The following is a 17282-nucleotide window of genomic DNA, read 5'->3' as shown; positions in this document are numbered from 1 at the left end:
CTTTTTATACTATATTGAAATAAAAAAAAGAGGACAACTTTTTGCTGTCCTCTTTTTGCTGTGAATCACTACGATTCAGCGACCAAAGGAAGCTGAGAGTAGATAATGAACAGTACTAGGGCGAGCGAAAGCGAGGCGTAGTGTCTTCTATCTTCGAATCACTACGATTCAGCGACCAAGGGGAGTTGAGAGTAGCTCCTTCAAGACCTTAGTAACTTGTTGCTTAGACCTTGATGAGATCGAAGTGTAAGCGAAGTGATGAACAGTACTAGGGCGACCGTAGTGTCCGAAGTATTTATAATAAATTCTTTAATGGTGTATGTTCAATTGCTAAATCTTCAGCGACGGCTGGATGTACCAGTTGACCTTTATAGGTATTCACGCCACGGTATAATGCAGCTTCATTTTGTAGTACTTCTTCAATTGGCGCTGCAACTAGCTTTTTAGCAAAAGGTAGGGTAGAGTTGCTCAAGGCGATAGTAGCTGTTTGCGCTACAGCTCCAGGCATATTAGCAACTGCGTAGTGAGTGACACCTTCTTCAGTGTAAGTCGGGTCATCGTGGGTAGTTGTTCTTGTTTCCGTTTCGAAAATGCCGCCTTGGTCAATCGCAATATCTACAACAACAGAATGGTCTGGCATATCTTTTACCATATCTCTTGTTACTAAAGTGGGCGCCTTACGTCCAGGCAAAAGGACAGCTCCGACAACTAAATCAGCAGTTTTTATTTGTTGACTAATATTGAAACTGTTAGACATTAAGGTTTGAATTTTTCCGTTAAATTCGGTATCTAATTCTTTCAAGCGATCGATGTTAACATCTAAAATCGTTACATTGGCACCCAGTCCGTAAGCGATTTTTGCGGCATTCGTACCAGCAACGCCGCCACCGATGATGACAACATTTCCTTTACGCACGCCCGGTACACCCGCTAAGACGATTCCTTTACCACCTTTAGGGCTTTCCAAAAATTCAGCACCAATTTGGGCTGCCATCCGACCAGCGATTTCACTCATAGGTGAAAGCAAAGGTAGCGTGCCATTGTCTAATTGGACATTTTCATAAGCAATTGAAGTAACATTAGCTTTTTGTAGTGCTTGAGCTACTGGTTTATTTGCTGCTAAGTGTAGATAAGTAAATAAAATGAGTCCTTGGCGGAAATATTGATATTCTTCTTCCAATGGTTCTTTAACTTTCATTACCATATCTTGTGCCCAAACTTCTTCAGGAGTTTCAACGATTGTCGCCCCTACATTTTTATAGGCCTCATCTTTAAAAGCCGAACCATAACCTGCGTTTGTTTCCACTGCAACTTCGTGCCCGCTTTGAACCAGTTCATAAACGCCGGAAGGGGGTAGAGCCACTCGATTTTCATTATTTTTTATTTCTTTCGGTATTCCGATTTTCATAAAAATCACTCCATCTATTAGAATACTTTAATTATACAAAAAAGCCGACGATTATACAAAAATTTTTTTATTTAAAATAAAAAAAATAAGCTTTCTCGACTGATTTGATCGAAAAAGCTTATCCTTGCTTTATGAAGTTTTTGTTTCTAATTCTTCTAATTGTAGACTTAAGTGTTCCCATTGTTCCATAAGATCATCTTGTTGTTTTTGCGTACTTTGTAAAGACTGGTCTAGTTCGGTTAATTTCACGTGGTCATCTAGATTTTCTGGTAGCGTCATTTCTTCTTTAAGCTGGCTGATTTTTTCATCTGCTGTGTTTAGTTCTTCTTCAATTTGGGACACTTTTCTTTGTAATGATCGTATTTGTTTTTGTTGCTCTTTTGACTGCACAAAATTTTGCTTATTTGTTGTTGTCTTTTTTTCTTGGCTTGTTTCATTTTGTTCTCTTTCGTATTCAGCCAGTTGTTCTTCTTCCTCTTTTTTCTCTAAGTAGTAATCATAATCTCCTAAATAAAGGCGAGAACCATTTTCTGAAAGCTCGACAACCTTGGTAGCAAGCCGATTAATAAAGTAACGATCATGTGATACGAAAAATAAGGTACCTTCATAATCAATCAAAGCATTTTCTAATACTTCTTTATTATCTATGTCTAAGTGGTTAGTCGGTTCGTCTAAAACTAAAAAGTTTTTTTGATCCATCGCTAGTTTTGCTAAAGCGACACGCGCTTTTTCGCCTCCACTTAATAAAGAGATCGGTTTATCGACATCATCACCAGAAAATAAAAAACTACCTAACATTCTGCGAATTTCAACTTCAGGTGTTGCAGGATGTTCATCCCATAGTTCTTGTAAGATCGTTTTGTTCTGGTTTAGCTCGGCTTGGCCTTGATCATAGTATCCAATCGAAACATTAGTTCCATAGCGTTTTTCTCCTTTGATAAAGGGAATTTCGCCGATCATCGATTTTAATAAAGTAGATTTTCCAATACCATTAGGACCTACTAAAGCAATCGCATCTTGCCGTTTGATATCTAAATTGACAGGTTCAGAAACGACGCTTTGATCATAGCCAATTGCACCGTCTTCTAGTTGAAAGACAATGTTTCCTGAAGCTTTTGTGATTTGAAAAAGAAAATGAGCTGATTTTTCTTTTCCTTGTGGTCGTTCGATACGTTCCATTTTGTCTAATTGCTTTCTCCGACTCTGCGCTCGTTTGGTGGTCGAGGCACGAACAATATTTTTAGCAACAAAATCTTCTAATTTATTAATTTCAGCTTGCTGCTTTTCGTAAGCTTTCCACTCACTGGCCAGTTGTTGACTCTTTAAGTCCAAATAACGGCTATAGTTTCCCTTGTAGTGACGCATCTTACTTCGACTAATTTCATAGATTTCTGTGACGACTTTGTCTAAGAAATAACGGTCATGAGAAACAATCAATAAGGCGCCGCGATAATTTTGTAGGTAACCTTCAAGCCAACTAAGTGTTTCAATATCCAAGTGGTTGGTCGGTTCGTCTAAAATTAAAATATCGGGGCTTTGTAAAAGCATTTTAGCTAAAGCTAGACGGGTTTTTTGTCCGCCAGAAAGGGTTTGGATCGCTTTGTCATAAAAAGACTCATCGAATTGAAAACCATTTAAAACTGCGCGCATTTCATTTTCATAGCCGTAACCATTTTTTTCGATAAATTCTTCTTGTAATTGATCATACTGCTTAAGAACAGCTTCATAATTCTCATCTTCTGGAGAAATCTGACTGATTTTTACTTCTAATTCGTGCATACGTTTTTCTGTCTGTCTTACATCTGAGAAAGCTTCTAGCATTTCTTCCCACACTGTTTTATCAGAGTCTAAACCAGTATCTTGTGCTAAATAGCCTAATGTAATATTTTTATTTTTAGCGATGGTTCCCTTATCAGGCGCCTCGATTCCAGCCAGAATCTTTAACAAAGTCGACTTGCCGGCACCGTTACGTCCTACAAGGCCAATACGTGCTCGACTGCTGATTTCTAGGTGAATGTTTTCAAATAAAGTATCTGCACCAAACTGGCGTGCAATTTGGTTGGCTTGTAATAAAATCATAGTATCCTCTCTTTAAATGTTGATTGACGTTTACCGATTTTTTCTGTTTTTTGTGTAAATGTTAGTTTATCACAATTTAATGATCTTAGAAAGAAAGAGCAGCTTAGGCTTTTTTAGTTATTTTTTATAAAATTTTGCAGTAAACTGAGCAATCAAATTGCTTTTTTTTGTTTTCATCTGTTATGATACTACATGTTATAAGTGAAATGTTCACAATGGAGGGCTAGAAAGTGAAAGAAAATAATATTCCTAAAGCAACTGCCAAACGGTTGCCTTTGTATTATCGTTATCTACGAATTTTAAATGACGCCGGAAAGGCTAAAGTTTCTTCAACTGAATTAAGTGAGGCGGTCCAAGTGGATAGTGCCACAATTCGCCGTGATTTTTCTTATTTTGGCGAATTAGGTAAACGTGGTTATGGTTATGACGTGGAAAGTTTAATGCAATTTTTTTCCAAGACTTTAAGTGATGACGAAATGACAAACGTTGCCCTTGTAGGTGTAGGAAACTTGGGGAGTGCCTTGTTAAAATATAAGTTTCACCAAAGCAATAGCATTCGTGTAAGTGCTGCATTTGACGTAAATTCAGATATCGTGGGACGTATTGTTGATGGTATTCCAGTTTATCCCATGTCTGATATGGAAGAACAAATAGAGATTCAACGGATTGAGATTGCTATCTTGACAGTTCCAGCTTCTACTGCACAAGATGTGGTAAATAATTTAGTTGAGTCAGGGATTAAAGGAATTCTCAATTTTACGCCAGTACGTATTTCAGCACCATCCGATGTTTTAATTCAAAACGTTGATTTGACCAATGAGTTACAAACCTTGATTTACTTTTTGCACAGTGATGATCGTTTGGATGTATCAACTGAAGAAGTGGAATGAACCATAGTCTTGATTTTTTCTTTACTTGCTTTTGGCAATGGATAGAAAAAATCAGGACTTTTTTCTACTAAAATAAATGAAAAACTACTTATAATTCACAAAATAGTCATAGATTTTAGGTAAACTTGTCATAATTGAATGTATATGTTTGTAGTTTGGCAGTTTGTTTAGTACAATATAAAAGAGAATGTGTGAACAACTAGGAGAAAGAGGTGTCAAGTGAATGGGGTATAAAGACGAAACGGTACGTTTTGATTTTGATGACAGCCGCAAAAAAGAAGTTAGCGAAACACTTGCGATCGTACACCGTGCGCTTGAAGAAAAAGGATACAATCCGATTAATCAAATCGTAGGGTATTTGTTGTCGGGCGATCCGGCGTACATTCCGCGTTATCGCGATGCGCGTAATTTAATTCGTCGCCATGAACGAGATGAAGTATTAGAAGTTTTGATACGTTTTTACTTAGAAAATCATGGAGTTAACTTATAATGCGCACTATGGGATTAGATGTCGGCTCAAAAACAGTCGGTGTAGCAATAAGTGATCCGTTAGGATGGACAGCACAAGGGATTGAAATTGTTTCAATTGATGAAGAAGAAGGCGAATTTGGTTTTGCTAGAATCAATGAATTGATTGAACAATATGAAGTTGAACAGTTCGTTGTGGGTCTGCCTAAAAATATGAATAATTCAATTGGGCCTAGAGCTCAAGCTTCCATGAGTTATGGCAAAAAATTAGAAGAGTACTATCAACTACCGGTGATTTATCAAGATGAACGTCTAACAACGGTTCAAGCTGAGCGGATGTTAGTTGAACAAGCAGACACTTCTAGGAAAAAACGAAAAAAAGTCATTGATAAGTTAGCAGCAGTAGTGATTTTACAGAATTATTTAGATACAATAATGAATTAAACAGGTAATTTTTAAAGAGGAGAATGAATTAATGGCAGAACATACACATGATCATGACCATGATCACCAAGAACATGAACATATTACACTAGTCGATGAAGAAGGAAATGAAACACTATACGAAATTCTACTTACTATCGATGGACAAGAAGAATTTGGTCGCAACTATGTACTATTATATCCTGCAGGTGCTGATGAGGACGAAGAAGTTGAATTGCAAGCTTATGCCTATGTTGAAAATGAAGAAGGTACCGAAGGCGATTTAGAACAAATCGAAACGGATAAAGAATGGGATATGATTGAAGAAGTATTTAATACATTTATGGCTGAAGAAGAAGAATAGATAGTTAAAACCAGGCTAAACTCTTGCTAGATAGGAGTTTGGTCTTTTTTAACTGGGTAAAAAATAACGAGGAGGAAAGTTGATGAATAAAACAAAAGTTGTGAGTGAATTTGCGCCTTTAAAAGCAACTGTTTTAGCTCAATCTCAGTTTTGTTTCCCAGAAGACCCGAAAAATAGTATGGATACATCTTTTTTAACCAAAGAAAACGTGGAATTTGTTAACAACAGCGGAGGAAAAGATGTAGCAGAAGCAGATGAAAAACTACAAAGGGATTGGGAACAAGAAAAGATAGCAATGCAGTCCCTTCTTGAGTCTTATGGTGTCGAGGTTTTAAGGCCTCGTTTACTTACACAGCATGAAAAAGATTATGGGAAAGAACAGGGCGTTGGCTATAGCAACTTTTTTTCACGGGATCCTTTTTTTACTATAGGGTCGTTTATTATCGAAGGGAATTTACGCTTTATGCATCGTCGTAGAGAAATATTTCCTATTCGACCCGTTTTAAATGAATGGGTGAAAAATAATGCAGGCTATTATTTTGCCGCTCCTCAGCCTGACTTAGCAGAAGGTGAAAATAGTGAGGTTGGACCATTTATCGAAGGTGGAGATGTTGTTGTTTTAGGAAAAACTGTTTTTGTCGGTCATTCTGGTTTGGCTAGTAATTTAAATGGCATTTATTGGTTAAAACAACTGCTGGAGCAATTTGATTATAAAGTGGTCCCGGTTCGCTTACATCCATCGATTTTGCATTTGGATTGTGTGCTTAGTATGCTAAAAGAAGGATTAATGATCACCTGTGAAGAAGCTTTCTTAGATGGCATTCCTGAAGAATTGAAAGATTGGGAAAAAATCAACGTTTCGTTAACAGAAGCTGCCAATTTGATAGCTAACGATTTGCCAATTAACGAGCAGGTATATGTTACCGACCAGGCTTTTACTGATCTGATCGCAAAAATTAAAGCCAAAGGGATAAAAGTGGAAACACTTGATTACCATGTTTCTAGAATGTTTGGTGGTTCTTTTAGGTGCACAACACAAGCCTTAATTAGAGAGTAAGATGAGATGATAAAGCACTTGACAACTCTTGTTTTCTAGTGTAAATTACAATACAACAAAACACATGAGAATTCCGTTGATGAGAAGAGTAGTTTCTGATCTTTTTTTTAGAGAGACCTTGTAAGGTGAAAAAGGTTATAAGATAAGAAATGAAGATGGTCTCGGAGGATAAGTCATCGATAGGTAGATGATTTCGAAAGGTTCAATCGTTATCTTGAATGCCATTTCTTTGATTTGAGATGGGTTAAGAGAAGCTTTAGCTTCTAAAACAAGGTGGTACCGTGAAAATTTCGCCCTTTTATCAGTTTACATTGATAAAAGGGCTTTTTATTTGCATTATTGAACTTTTTGTTCGAATGAAAAAAATTTGGAGGGGTTAAAATGAGAGCAAGTTTGAAAAAAACATTATATGCCGGTGTACTAGGACTAACGATTTTTGGTTTAGCGGCATGTTCAAGTGGTAATGATGAAGGCAGTGGTTCTGGTGATGGTGATGAAACATTAACGGTAGGGGCCAGTTCTACGCCTCATGCGGAGATTTTAGAACAGACAAAAGATGATTTGGCAGAAAAGGGCTATGAGTTAGACGTTGAGGTTTTTGACGACTATGTATTACCTAACCAAGCACTGGACGAAGGAGATCTTGACGCTAGTTTCCACCAACATAAACCCTACTTGGATAACTTTAATGAAGAAAACGGTACGGATTTGGTTTCTGCCGGCGAAGTTCATTTTGAACCTTTAGGATTATACCCTGGTAAAACCGAGACAGTTGACGACTTACAAGATGGGGCCGAAATTGCGATCCCTAATGATGCGACAAATGGCGCTCGTGCTTTATTATTACTTGAGGAAACTGGGTTAATCAAATTGGATGCCGATAAGGGAATTGAAGCAACGACCAATGACATTGAAGAAAATCCTAAAGATTTAGAAATAACAGAACTAGAAGCTTCGCAAATTCCTCGTACGGTGCAAGATGTAGACTTATCTGTAATTAATGGAAACTATGCGGTGGATGCAGGTTTTGACATAGCAAATGATTCTTTAGAAATTGAAGATAAAGATTCTGAAGCGGCGCAAACTTATGCAAATATCGTTGCTGTTCAAGAGGGGAACGAAGATGATCCTGCCATTGAAGCCTTGATGGAATCATTGCATAGCGATGACGTGAAAGACTTCATTGATGAAGAATACCAAGGTGCAGTTGTACCACTATTTTAAAAAAGCGCTCGTAAAGCTAGTTCATCCTAACTTTACGAGCATTTTTATATACTTTTTCCAGTATTCCGGTACAATAAAATAAAAAGGAGCTTTATTATGAAACAGGCTTTGTTTCTTTTGCTAGATGAATTTGCCGATTGGGAAGGTGCTTATTTATCTTCGACTTTAAACCAAAGTGAGTTTTGGACGGTAAAAACTATTTCGGTTGAAAAAAAAGTTGTTTCTTTAGGTGGTTTTTCAGTTTTGCTTGATTATGTTATTGGTTCTGAGCCTAAAGATTATGATTTACTGGTGATGATTGGCGGGAATTCTTGGGGTAACAGTAGTGCAGAGCTTTTAAAATTTGTCGAAGAAGCTTTCAATAAAGGTATTGTAATAGCTGCTATATGTGGTGCTGTGGATTATCTGGCGAAAAATGGTTTTTTGAATGATCATAAACATACTGGAAATTTTGTGGATTCTTGGAAGAATTATGAGTTTTATACATCTGCAGATAATTATTTAAAAAAGCAAGCAGTAAAAGATGGGCAGTTGGTTACTGCTAATGGTACGGCGCCACTTGAGTTTACTGAGCTAGTTTTGGACTTAATTGCGTTTGATACACCTGAAAATATTGAAAAGATGATGTTTATGAATAGATATGGTTTTTACAATTATTGTGAGAAATATGGCAATCCGTTCTAATAAAGGGGGAGTTAGTCTTGCAGAATTTAGAAGATTATATTGCAAGTATTGAAAAGAAAGAACATAAGGAAAAATTTACTACACTTATCGAAGCTGTTCAAAGCAAGTTTCCTCAGTTGCAGTTAGTTTTTAAGTGGAATGAACCCATGTTTATTTACAAAGAAACATTTATCATTTCTTTTATCAAAACCAAAAAGCATATCACGGTATCCCCTGAAGTCGCTGGTATAAAAAAATTCTTTGATAAGATAACGGCTTGTGGCTATCCAATGGGAAAAAGTACTTTTCGTATAGAGTGGGATAAAGCGATAGATTATCAACTGCTTTATGACATTATTCAATTTAATCTTGATGAAAAACAAGATTATACAACTTTTTGGCGTAAAGCAGATAAATAAAAAAAGCAATCGAAACAGAGTGTTGTGAACTGCTATTTCGATTGCTTTTTTTAAAAAGAGTGGGGTTGGATATAGTTATCTAACGTTTTTTGATAATCTTTGGTAGACCAATTTCCTTCATTGAAATATTTTGCTAATAAATAACCTATATAAGGACCGGTTGTTAAACCAGAAGATCCTAGTCCACTGGCGACAAAAAGTGTTGGATCATCGGGTAATGAACCGAAAAAAGGAGCAAAATCTGAAGTATAAGCGCGTGTTCCTACGCGATAAGTAAAAGAGTTTTCTAAAAGTTTTTCAGGAGTTTGTAAAAAATCTTTACTATTATTGGTTAATTTTTCAAAGGCTGCAGAAGTGGGGTGCAGATCCCACTGCGCCTCGTCTTCATGGGTTGCACCGATGATCATTTGTCCATCATTTGCGGGGATCAAGTCGGCTTCATTATCCAACATAGCGACTGGCCATTGCTTACTTTGACTTTGTTGCGTTTTAAAAACAATAAGTTGTCCTTTTTGCGGGCGAAGATCCACTTGGTAACCAAGAGGATCTAGAAGTGTTTTACAGTTAGGACCGGCAGCTAATATAATATAGTCTGCTAGAAATTGTTGTGCTTTTGTTTTAATTTGCCACAGGTTATTTTCCTTATTTATCGTTACTTTTTCTTGAACTAAATGAACTTGTTTTTGTTTTGCTAATTTTTTCATATGATTTAAATATAATAAACCATCTAATCTAGCGCCGCCCGAAATATACAAAGATTCTTGGGGTGCCAATAAAGGCAGCTTGTCCGCTGTTTGCTTAGCCGAAAGTAAGTTGATCTCGCCAATTTCAGGGGCATCTTTCTTTCTTTGTTCGGCCAAGTTTGCTAGGTCTTGCAATCCATTTTTTCGTAAAAGGATCGTACCATTTTTGGCATATATCTTCTCAGAAATCTTCATGTCAGAAACTAGTTTTTGGAAAAAAGCTGCTCCATCTCTAGCTAAACGATACCATCGTTTGTTCCGACGTTTAGATAACCAAGGGGAAATAATACCTGCGCTAGCTTTGGTTGCTTGCCCACTTTCATCATCAAATAAAGTTACATCATATTTGGTTGTATCTAAATAATTGGCCAAAGTAATACCAATGGCGCCACCGCCAATAATGGCTATTTTTTGCATAAAATAAGCCTCCTTAAATTTTATTATCCTTTAGTTAATAGATTTTTTCAATTGTTCATTATATCAAAGTTCAATACGAATGATTGACTAAGTGTAAAATTTATTGAGGTTTTCTAGCGGAGAAATCAACAGTAAATAACGGACAAAAGTTTGATAATCTATTATCTGAAAACGAAATCACGGACAACAGTTTAGAAAAACCTTATCTGAGAATTCAAACATGGAGAGAGGAATAGAAAAGTTTTATCTAAAAAACAAGGATACAACCTTTATTTTACCAAAACGGGCGTTTCTCAACGTTTTATTCTCTGTCTTTGCCTAATAGCCTTGAATTGCTTAGCGTTTTTCCTTAAAAACTTTATAACAATTAAATATTATTTGCTTTTTAATCCTGTTAACTATATATTTAATAGTATAACCATTAAGCAGTTGTTGCTTGTAATGTGCAAATTGTTTGTTACTTAAGAAAAGGGATATAATATGAGAAAGGAGGAGGTTGCAAGAATTGAAAAGTTGTATCAATAAGCTTGTCGTTCAAAAAGCTCCACCTGCAAAAATATCCAAATGTGATTTTATTTTTCCTTTTTCTAAAACTTTCTAAAAATTAAGGGTTTAAGTCTAACAGTTATTATGATATCATTTTGCAAAGTTTATCTGAACTGCCCACTCAATTTAAGTAGTCTGTTGTCAGTTCTTGACAAAAGTAAAGAATTTTTCTTCTTATCTTGTGTACGAAATACAGCTTAAGGCCCCCCTTAGTGTCAGTTAGTTAAGAATACGAACTTTTCTAATGATAGGAAGTTTTTAGTAGGAAATAAGAAAAAGTATGATTCTTTTTTGACAAAGTGACAACATGATGATACTATAATATGGTCAATTTCATGGTAGTTTTCTGAAAAAAAGGAGAAAAGAAGGAGTGTTAACTTTTGAGTAAAAAAGTTCGCGTAGAACATTTAACCAAAATATTTGGTCGAAGAACCCAACAAGCGCTCGAACAAGTAAAAGCGGGGAAATCAAAACAAGAAATCTTAAAAGAAACTGGCGCTACTGTCGGTGTACATGACGTAAGTTTTGATGTTAACGAAGGAGAAGTCTTTGTCATTATGGGCTTGTCCGGAAGTGGGAAATCGACTTTAGTACGAATGATCAATCGTTTGATTGAACCTACTTCAGGTTCTGTTTACATTGATGATGAAGACGTAGCGAAGATGTCTAAAGAAGACTTGCGTGAAGTTCGTCGTACAAAAGCGAATATGGTCTTTCAAAACTTTGGACTTTTCCCCCAACGGACCATTTTACAAAACACCGAATATGGTCTAGAAGTAAGGGGTGTATCTAAGGAAGAACGCCGTAAAAAAGCGGAAGCTGCTTTAGATAATTCCGGTTTACTTTCGGTTAAAGATCAATATCCTAACCAATTATCCGGTGGGATGCAGCAACGGGTTGGTTTAGCACGTGCTTTAGCGAACGATCCAGAAGTGCTGCTTATGGATGAGGCATTTTCTGCTTTGGACCCCTTGATTCGTCGGGATATGCAAGATGATTTGATGGACTTACAAGAACGTGTACAAAAGACCATTATTTTTATCACCCACGATTTGAACGAAGCTTTGCGTATCGGCGATCGAATTGCTTTAATGCGTGATGGTGAAGTGATGCAAATTGGTACCGGTGAAGAAATCTTAACGCATCCAGCCAATGACTTTGTTCGCGAGTTTACCGAAGATATCGACCGTTCCAAAGTTCTAACGGCGGAAAATATTATGGAACCCGCTTTGACCATCAATGCAGAAGCTGATGGCCCTAATGTGGCTTTACAACGTATGCGTAAAGAAGAAACCAGTATGTTATTAGCGGTTGATCGTAAACGTTATTTAAAAGGAAGTTTAACCGCTGAAAATGCTTTGGATGCACTTAAAAATGAAAAACCACTTAAAGATGTAGTAGATAAAAACGTACAAAAAGTGGAAAAAGATACCTTAGTAACGGATATTTTCAATATAATTCAAAATTCCGCTGCGCCTTTGGCTGTTGTTGACGAAGAAGATCGTGTTGTCGGTGTCGTAGTTCGTGGTAGTGTAATTGGCGCGATGACGGATACCGATACTGGACAATCAGATGAAAAAGAAGCTGCAGATGAAACAACAGAGTCAGCTGATAAGGAAGAGGTGAATGCAAATGCTTGATTTTTTACAAAATGAGCTTCCCTTTTCGGATTGGGTCGACAATGGCGTTGATTGGCTAACCGAGCACTGGGCTGCCTTTTTCTCATTCTTACAAACTGTAGGACAAAATATCATGGATGCTATGACTAATGGATTGTCCATGATTCATCCCTTACTATTTATTTTGATAGTTACAGTCGCTGCTTTTTTCCTTGGTGGAAAAAAATGGCAATTACCTACATTTACATTGCTAGGTTTGCTATTGATTTATAACCAGGATTTGTGGTCTGATCTGCTAAATACATTGACATTAGTTATTGTTTCAAGTTTGATTTCAGTCATTATTGGTGTACCAGCCGGCGTTTTAATGTCGAAAAGTGAAATGGCAAGAAGTATTATTACGCCAATTCTTGACTTCATGCAGACGATGCCAGGTTTTGTATACTTGATTCCAGCCGTGGCCTTCTTTGGTATCGGTATGGTCCCTGGGGTTTTTGCGTCAGTGATCTTTTCATTGCCGCCAACTGTCCGTATGACAAACTTGGGTATTCGTCAAGTGCCAACGGAATTAGTGGAAGCTTCCGATTCTTTTGGGGGCACCGGTTGGCAAAAATTATTTAAGTTAGAAATGCCTTTAGCTAAAGGAAATATCTTTGCTGGTATTAACCAAACGCTAATGTTGTCCTTATCTATGGTTGTTATTGCTTCTATGATCGGAGCTCCTGGTTTAGGACAAGGGGTATTATCTGCAGTACAACGTTCACAAGTAGGTAATGGTTTTGTTTACGGTATAGCTATCGTTATTTTAGCGATTATTATGGACCGCTTTACACAAAACTTAAATAGTAGTGGAAATAGTTCAAATGATTAAAAAAGGCATATAAAAAATAGCAAGTTATGTCTAAAATTTTAGTTTTTTAATCTAATTTCACTAAAAGAAATATTATGTTTAATAGTGAAAGATGATTAAGAAAATTTGAGACATTTGAAAGATGGATAACGTGTGATCACTTTGTTTATCTTTCGGGGTCTCCTAATGATTAGTGAATAAAAATTGTTATTCAATTTTTAAAAAATTAAGAAAGGATGTTTTATTTTGAAGAAGAAGTTAGTAGGTATGTTGGCACTAAGTTCAGCATTTTTATTAGCTGCCTGCAGTAATGGCGGCGGCGATAACGACGCAGAAGGTGGCGGCAATGGCGGTGGAGACACTGTTGAATTATCCTATGTTGAATGGGATACAGAAGTCGCTTCCACCAACGTTGTAGCGCAAGTATTAGAAGATATGGGTTATAATGTAAACATTACACCTTTAGATAATGCTGTGACGTGGGAAGCAGTAGCTAATGGCGAATCAGATGGTATGGTCGCAGGATGGTTGCCAGTAACTCACGAAGCACAATATGAAGAGTTTGGTGATCAAGTAGAAGACTTAGGTCCAAACTTGCCAGACGCAGCAAAATTAGGACTTGTTGTTCCCGAATATATGGATGTTGATTCTATTGAAGATCTAGATGATCAAGTGCCGGAGCAAGAAATTATTGGTATTGAACCAGGTGCTGGTGTGGTTGCTGCGGCAGAAGAAACAGTCGAAACCTATGATAATTTATCGGATTGGGAAGTGACACCATCTTCTAGTGGTGCGATGACTTCACAATTAGGCAGTGCGATTCAAAATGAAGATCCGATTGTCATTACTGGCTGGTCTCCACATTGGATGTTTGAAAGATATGACCTTAAATATCTAGATGACCCAGAAGGAACAATGGGAGATGCTGAAAGTATTCATACAATGGTTCGTGAAGGATTAGAAGATGATATGCCAGAAGTATACAGCATATTGGATAACTTCGAATGGACGGAAGAAGATATAAACACTGTAATGTTAGACATTGAAGACGGTGAAGATCCAGAAGATGCAGCAAGAGACTGGATTGAAGATAACCAAGACAAAGTAGATGAATGGACAGCAGATGCTGAATAGTATCTATTAAAGAGGTGGAGATCAGATATTACTGATCTCTGCTTTTTTTATTCACTGCCATTAGATTTCAGGGAGTGAATGTATAAAATACAAAAAATGAAATCCTTTCTTTTCTGTATTTTTTTGATTAAAATAGTGCAATATATTTTCTTTTTATTATTTTTGCTAGTAAAATTTAAAACTGAGGTGTTTATAAATGGAACGAAATAACCGAAGCGAATTAACATTTACTCTATTTCATCATGATATAAAAATTGATGCCTTCTATAATTTTTTGTATCAAATGAATGATATTATTTTAGCTTTATTTTTTATTGTAGGTAGTTTCTTATTTTTTAAAGAATCAACGACTTTTTATGGAACAGTTCTATTTGTTATCGGTAGTTTTCAACTTTTGATAAGGCCCTTAATTTTGATCAGTAGAGAGGTACATATATATACACTAAAAAACAAATAAATTTTATCCCAATGTCTATTGTGTAATATATTGCATTGAGCTATAATAGTTCTTGTTATGCGGGTGTAGTTTAGTGGTAAAACAGAAGCTTCCCAAGCTTCCGTCGCGAGTTCGATTCTCGTCACCCGCTTAGTTATGTAAACCTTTGTAACAGGATTTCGCTAACCTATAAAAGTTAGCGATTTTTTATTTTTTGTTTCGAATGTCTTTTGACCTTTAATTTTATATCATGGCTGATTCTAGTTTTTATGATAATTTTAATGAATATATGATCTACTTCTCTTATATTTTCTGGTCTTGTTGTTATCTTAATGTTAATATATCATTTAATAGAGCTTTAGCGCTTTGTCGTATTTATATATTAATATTAGCGTTTGAGGAGGAGAATATGAATATATTCATTGATTTGTTTTTAACTTTTAGCCGCATTGGTGTATTAACCTTTGGTGGCGGTTATGCGATGTTACCTATCCTTCAAAGGGAAGTTGTGGAAAATAAAAACTGGGCAACAGATGAAGAACTTGTTGATTATTATGCTATAGGGCAGACAACCCCTGGCATTATAGCAGTTAATACGTCTACTTTTATTGGTCAGAAACAACGAGGAGCACTTGGGGGAATTGTGGCTACGCTGGGTTTTGTTTTTCCTTCTTATATTATTATCACACTAATTTCCATGTTTATGCAAAATTTTTCTGAATTAGCCATCATACAGAATGCTTTTGCTGGTATTCGTGTGAGTGTATATATTCTGATCTTAAATGCTGTGTTGAAGCTTTGGAAAAATTCAGTGGTAGATAAAATAGGGATTTTTATTTTTGCGCTTGTTTTTATCTTATCTGTGTCTACAAGTTGGTCTCCTGTAATACTTATCATTTTAGCAGCTTTTATTGGAGTTGCTGCTAAGCTGCAAGAAAGGAGACATCAACAAAAATGATCTATTTGCAACTTTTTTATGAATTCTTCAAGACGGGCCTATTTTCCGTGGGTGGTGGACTTGCGACTTTGCCGTTTTTATATGATATGTCCGATCGAACAGGTTGGTTTAGCAATGATCAGCTAGCTGACATGATCGCTATTTCTGAATCAACCCCAGGAGCGATAGGGATTAATATGGCAACCTATGCTGGAAATTTAACAGCTGGTGCTTTCGGGGGCATTGTAGCTACGGTAGGACTGGTTACGCCTGCTATGATTCTTATTATCATTATTGGTCGCTTTTTAACCAAATTTAGGAATAATTTTTATGTCGAATCGGTATTTTATGGTCTAAGACCTGCGTCGACTGCACTGATTGCAGCAGCTGGATTTTCTGTGGTATGGATGGATTTATTTGATGTTTCAAGCTTGCTTGATGCAGGGGACTGGCTGGGATTTATTAACTGGAAGTCGCTCATTTTAGCTATTTTCTTATTTTTCATCATGCGCCATAGGCTATTTAAAAATCTGCATCCAGTGATTTTTATTGCTTTATCTGCTTTGGTGGGCATTGTTTTCCAATTTGCCGGGTAATAAAAATTATTATAAGAAGGGGACCTATTTCGTGTTTTATCGAGATAGGTCCATAAATTTAGCGCATTAATTTTGTTTTTGTGCGATTTTTTGTGCTTTTTCTGTATTTTTAAAATGAAGCTTTGCGTAGTTTGCTAATAATTCAATGCCGCCTTTTTTGATGATTTTGGCGGCTTGTTTGTCAGACTGTGAACCGGCGCCTGAGGGAAGTTCAATCCCCACTTCTTGTGATTGTTGTTTAAGAGAATTTAGAAATTCAGCGCGACAAATAATTGAAGCCGCCGCAACAGCTAAATGGTATTGTTCTCCTTTGGTAATAAAATAAAGATTTTGCGTTATCGGATTTTTTTCGCTTTTTAAATACTTGCGATAAGTTGTTTCTTGGGCGAATTGGTCGATTAGAATGGCTTCAGGCTTTTGCGGACTCATTTTTTCTAATAGTAAATGAATACATTGGTTATGTAATGCTACTTTCATGCCCACGGCATTATATCGCGGTTGTATCTGATTATATTTTTTTGGCGTCACCACTAGTTTTTGAAAAGGAATAGAGGATTCCAATTGAGGAGCAAGCTTTAGAATTTGCTTGTCATCAAGCATCTTTGAATCTTTTACCCCTAGTTTTTTTAATGTATCTAAATGGTTTTTATCAGCATAGGCAGCACATACAACTAATGGACCAAAATAACTGCCGTTACCTACTTCGTCACTACCCATAATACTTTTTCGGGCAAAACCAGCTGGTAAAGTCGCTGTTTTTTTAGTACTTTCTGTTGGCATACTTTCCCATAGTAAGGCTTCTTGTTTTTCATTATCCCCTTGAAACATGACTTTTCCCGAGTTGTAAGCTGTGATTGTGATGCCGTCTTTTTTTGCAAAAAAAGCAGCATAGGGGATTTTACGTGAGCTTATGTAAGCTTTATAATACTGCTTTACTTCTTTTAATTTTTCTTTATTTAGTTTAACAACGGTTGTTCCCATGAAAAATTTCCCTTCTAATATTATTGCT

The 17282-nt window shown here is 36.5% G+C and carries 16 protein-coding genes, 1 tRNA gene, 1 pseudogene and 1 other annotated feature; of the genes and pseudogenes, 14 read left to right on the top strand and 4 right to left on the bottom strand.

Going from position 1 to position 17282, the window contains the following annotated elements:
• Positions 1-295: 295 nt before the first annotated feature.
• On the bottom strand, positions 296-1408 hold the full coding sequence (gene ald, locus C7K42_RS04220; RefSeq protein WP_103099961.1) for an alanine dehydrogenase: 1113 nt from the start codon (positions 1406-1408) through the stop codon (positions 296-298).
• Between the two features lie 129 nt (positions 1409-1537).
• Complete coding sequence (locus C7K42_RS04215) at positions 1538-3487, bottom strand: ABC-F family ATP-binding cassette domain-containing protein (protein WP_103099960.1); 1950 nt, start codon at positions 3485-3487, stop codon at positions 1538-1540.
• A 230-nt stretch (positions 3488-3717) separates the two neighbouring features.
• Between C7K42_RS04215 and C7K42_RS04210 the strand changes: the two genes are divergently transcribed.
• From C7K42_RS04210 to C7K42_RS04175, 8 genes are all read left to right on the top strand, one after another.
• Positions 3718-4377 carry a redox-sensing transcriptional repressor Rex gene (locus tag C7K42_RS04210; protein ID WP_014125241.1) on the top strand — a complete coding sequence of 220 codons (660 nt, stop codon included), beginning with the start codon at positions 3718-3720 and terminating at the stop codon, positions 4375-4377.
• 223 nt (positions 4378-4600) lie between these two features.
• Positions 4601-4867 (top strand): IreB family regulatory phosphoprotein, encoded by a 267-nt coding sequence (locus C7K42_RS04205; protein ID WP_103099959.1) that lies wholly within the window; start codon positions 4601-4603, stop codon positions 4865-4867.
• Positions 4867-5289: a Holliday junction resolvase RuvX gene (gene ruvX / locus C7K42_RS04200; protein ID WP_014125239.1), complete on the top strand. Its 423-nt coding sequence runs from the start codon at positions 4867-4869 to the stop codon at positions 5287-5289. The genes C7K42_RS04205 and ruvX overlap by 1 nt, the downstream gene beginning before the upstream one ends.
• A 31-nt stretch (positions 5290-5320) precedes the next feature.
• Complete coding sequence (locus C7K42_RS04195; RefSeq protein ID WP_061839881.1) at positions 5321-5632, top strand: DUF1292 domain-containing protein; 312 nt, start codon at positions 5321-5323, stop codon at positions 5630-5632.
• A gap of 82 nt (positions 5633-5714) precedes the next feature.
• Positions 5715-6689 carry a dimethylarginine dimethylaminohydrolase family protein gene (locus C7K42_RS04190; RefSeq protein WP_014125237.1) on the top strand — a complete coding sequence of 325 codons (975 nt, stop codon included), beginning with the start codon at positions 5715-5717 and terminating at the stop codon, positions 6687-6689.
• Positions 6690-6756: 67 nt separating this feature from the next.
• Positions 6757-6990: a binding site (T-box leader), on the top strand.
• 80 nt (positions 6991-7070) lie between these two features.
• Positions 7071-7913, top strand: a complete 843-nt coding sequence (locus tag C7K42_RS04185) for a MetQ/NlpA family ABC transporter substrate-binding protein (protein WP_103099958.1) — start codon at positions 7071-7073, stop codon at positions 7911-7913.
• A gap of 96 nt (positions 7914-8009) precedes the next feature.
• A complete protein-coding gene (locus tag C7K42_RS04180) occupies positions 8010-8597 on the top strand; it encodes a type 1 glutamine amidotransferase family protein (RefSeq protein ID WP_014125235.1) in 588 nt (195 codons plus the stop codon).
• Positions 8598-8614: 17 nt separating this feature from the next.
• Positions 8615-8995 (top strand): iron chaperone, encoded by a 381-nt coding sequence (locus C7K42_RS04175; protein ID WP_014125234.1) that lies wholly within the window; start codon positions 8615-8617, stop codon positions 8993-8995.
• Positions 8996-9045: 50 nt separating this feature from the next.
• Here the strand turns inward: C7K42_RS04175 and C7K42_RS04170 are convergent, their stop codons facing one another.
• Positions 9046-10155 carry an NAD(P)/FAD-dependent oxidoreductase gene (locus tag C7K42_RS04170; protein WP_014125233.1) on the bottom strand — a complete coding sequence of 370 codons (1110 nt, stop codon included), beginning with the start codon at positions 10153-10155 and terminating at the stop codon, positions 9046-9048.
• Between the two features lie 926 nt (positions 10156-11081).
• Between C7K42_RS04170 and C7K42_RS04165 the strand changes: the two genes are divergently transcribed.
• The 6 genes and pseudogenes from C7K42_RS04165 (at position 11082) to C7K42_RS04135 (ending at position 16273) form a co-directional block, all read left to right on the top strand.
• A complete protein-coding gene (locus C7K42_RS04165) occupies positions 11082-12341 on the top strand; it encodes a quaternary amine ABC transporter ATP-binding protein (protein ID WP_103099956.1) in 1260 nt (419 codons plus the stop codon).
• Positions 12334-14304: pseudogene (locus tag C7K42_RS13455) on the top strand (ABC transporter permease/substrate binding protein). Before C7K42_RS04165 ends, C7K42_RS13455 begins: the two are co-directional and overlap by 8 nt.
• 196 nt (positions 14305-14500) lie before the next feature.
• Positions 14501-14761 carry a YrhK family protein gene (locus C7K42_RS04150; protein WP_061839885.1) on the top strand — a complete coding sequence of 87 codons (261 nt, stop codon included), beginning with the start codon at positions 14501-14503 and terminating at the stop codon, positions 14759-14761.
• Between the two features lie 59 nt (positions 14762-14820).
• A tRNA-Gly gene (locus C7K42_RS04145) sits at positions 14821-14891 on the top strand.
• Positions 14892-15149: 258 nt separating this feature from the next.
• Positions 15150-15698, top strand: coding sequence for a chromate transporter (locus tag C7K42_RS04140; RefSeq protein ID WP_103099954.1), 549 nt, complete (start codon positions 15150-15152; stop codon positions 15696-15698).
• The gene (locus tag C7K42_RS04135; RefSeq protein WP_103099953.1) at positions 15695-16273 is read left to right on the top strand and encodes a chromate transporter; all 579 of its coding nucleotides are present in this window, start codon (positions 15695-15697) and stop codon (positions 16271-16273) included. Before C7K42_RS04140 ends, C7K42_RS04135 begins: the two co-directional genes overlap by 4 nt.
• 66 nt (positions 16274-16339) lie before the next feature.
• Here the strand turns inward: C7K42_RS04135 and rnhC are convergent, their stop codons facing one another.
• A complete protein-coding gene (gene rnhC / locus C7K42_RS04130; RefSeq protein WP_103097589.1) occupies positions 16340-17254 on the bottom strand; it encodes a ribonuclease HIII in 915 nt (304 codons plus the stop codon).
• Positions 17255-17282: the final 28 nt, after the last annotated feature.

It is taken from the genome of Tetragenococcus halophilus subsp. halophilus DSM 20339 (genome assembly GCF_003841405.1).
Classification (GTDB): domain Bacteria; phylum Bacillota; class Bacilli; order Lactobacillales; family Enterococcaceae; genus Tetragenococcus; species Tetragenococcus halophilus.
This window is presented reverse-complemented; position numbering and strand designations above follow the sequence as displayed.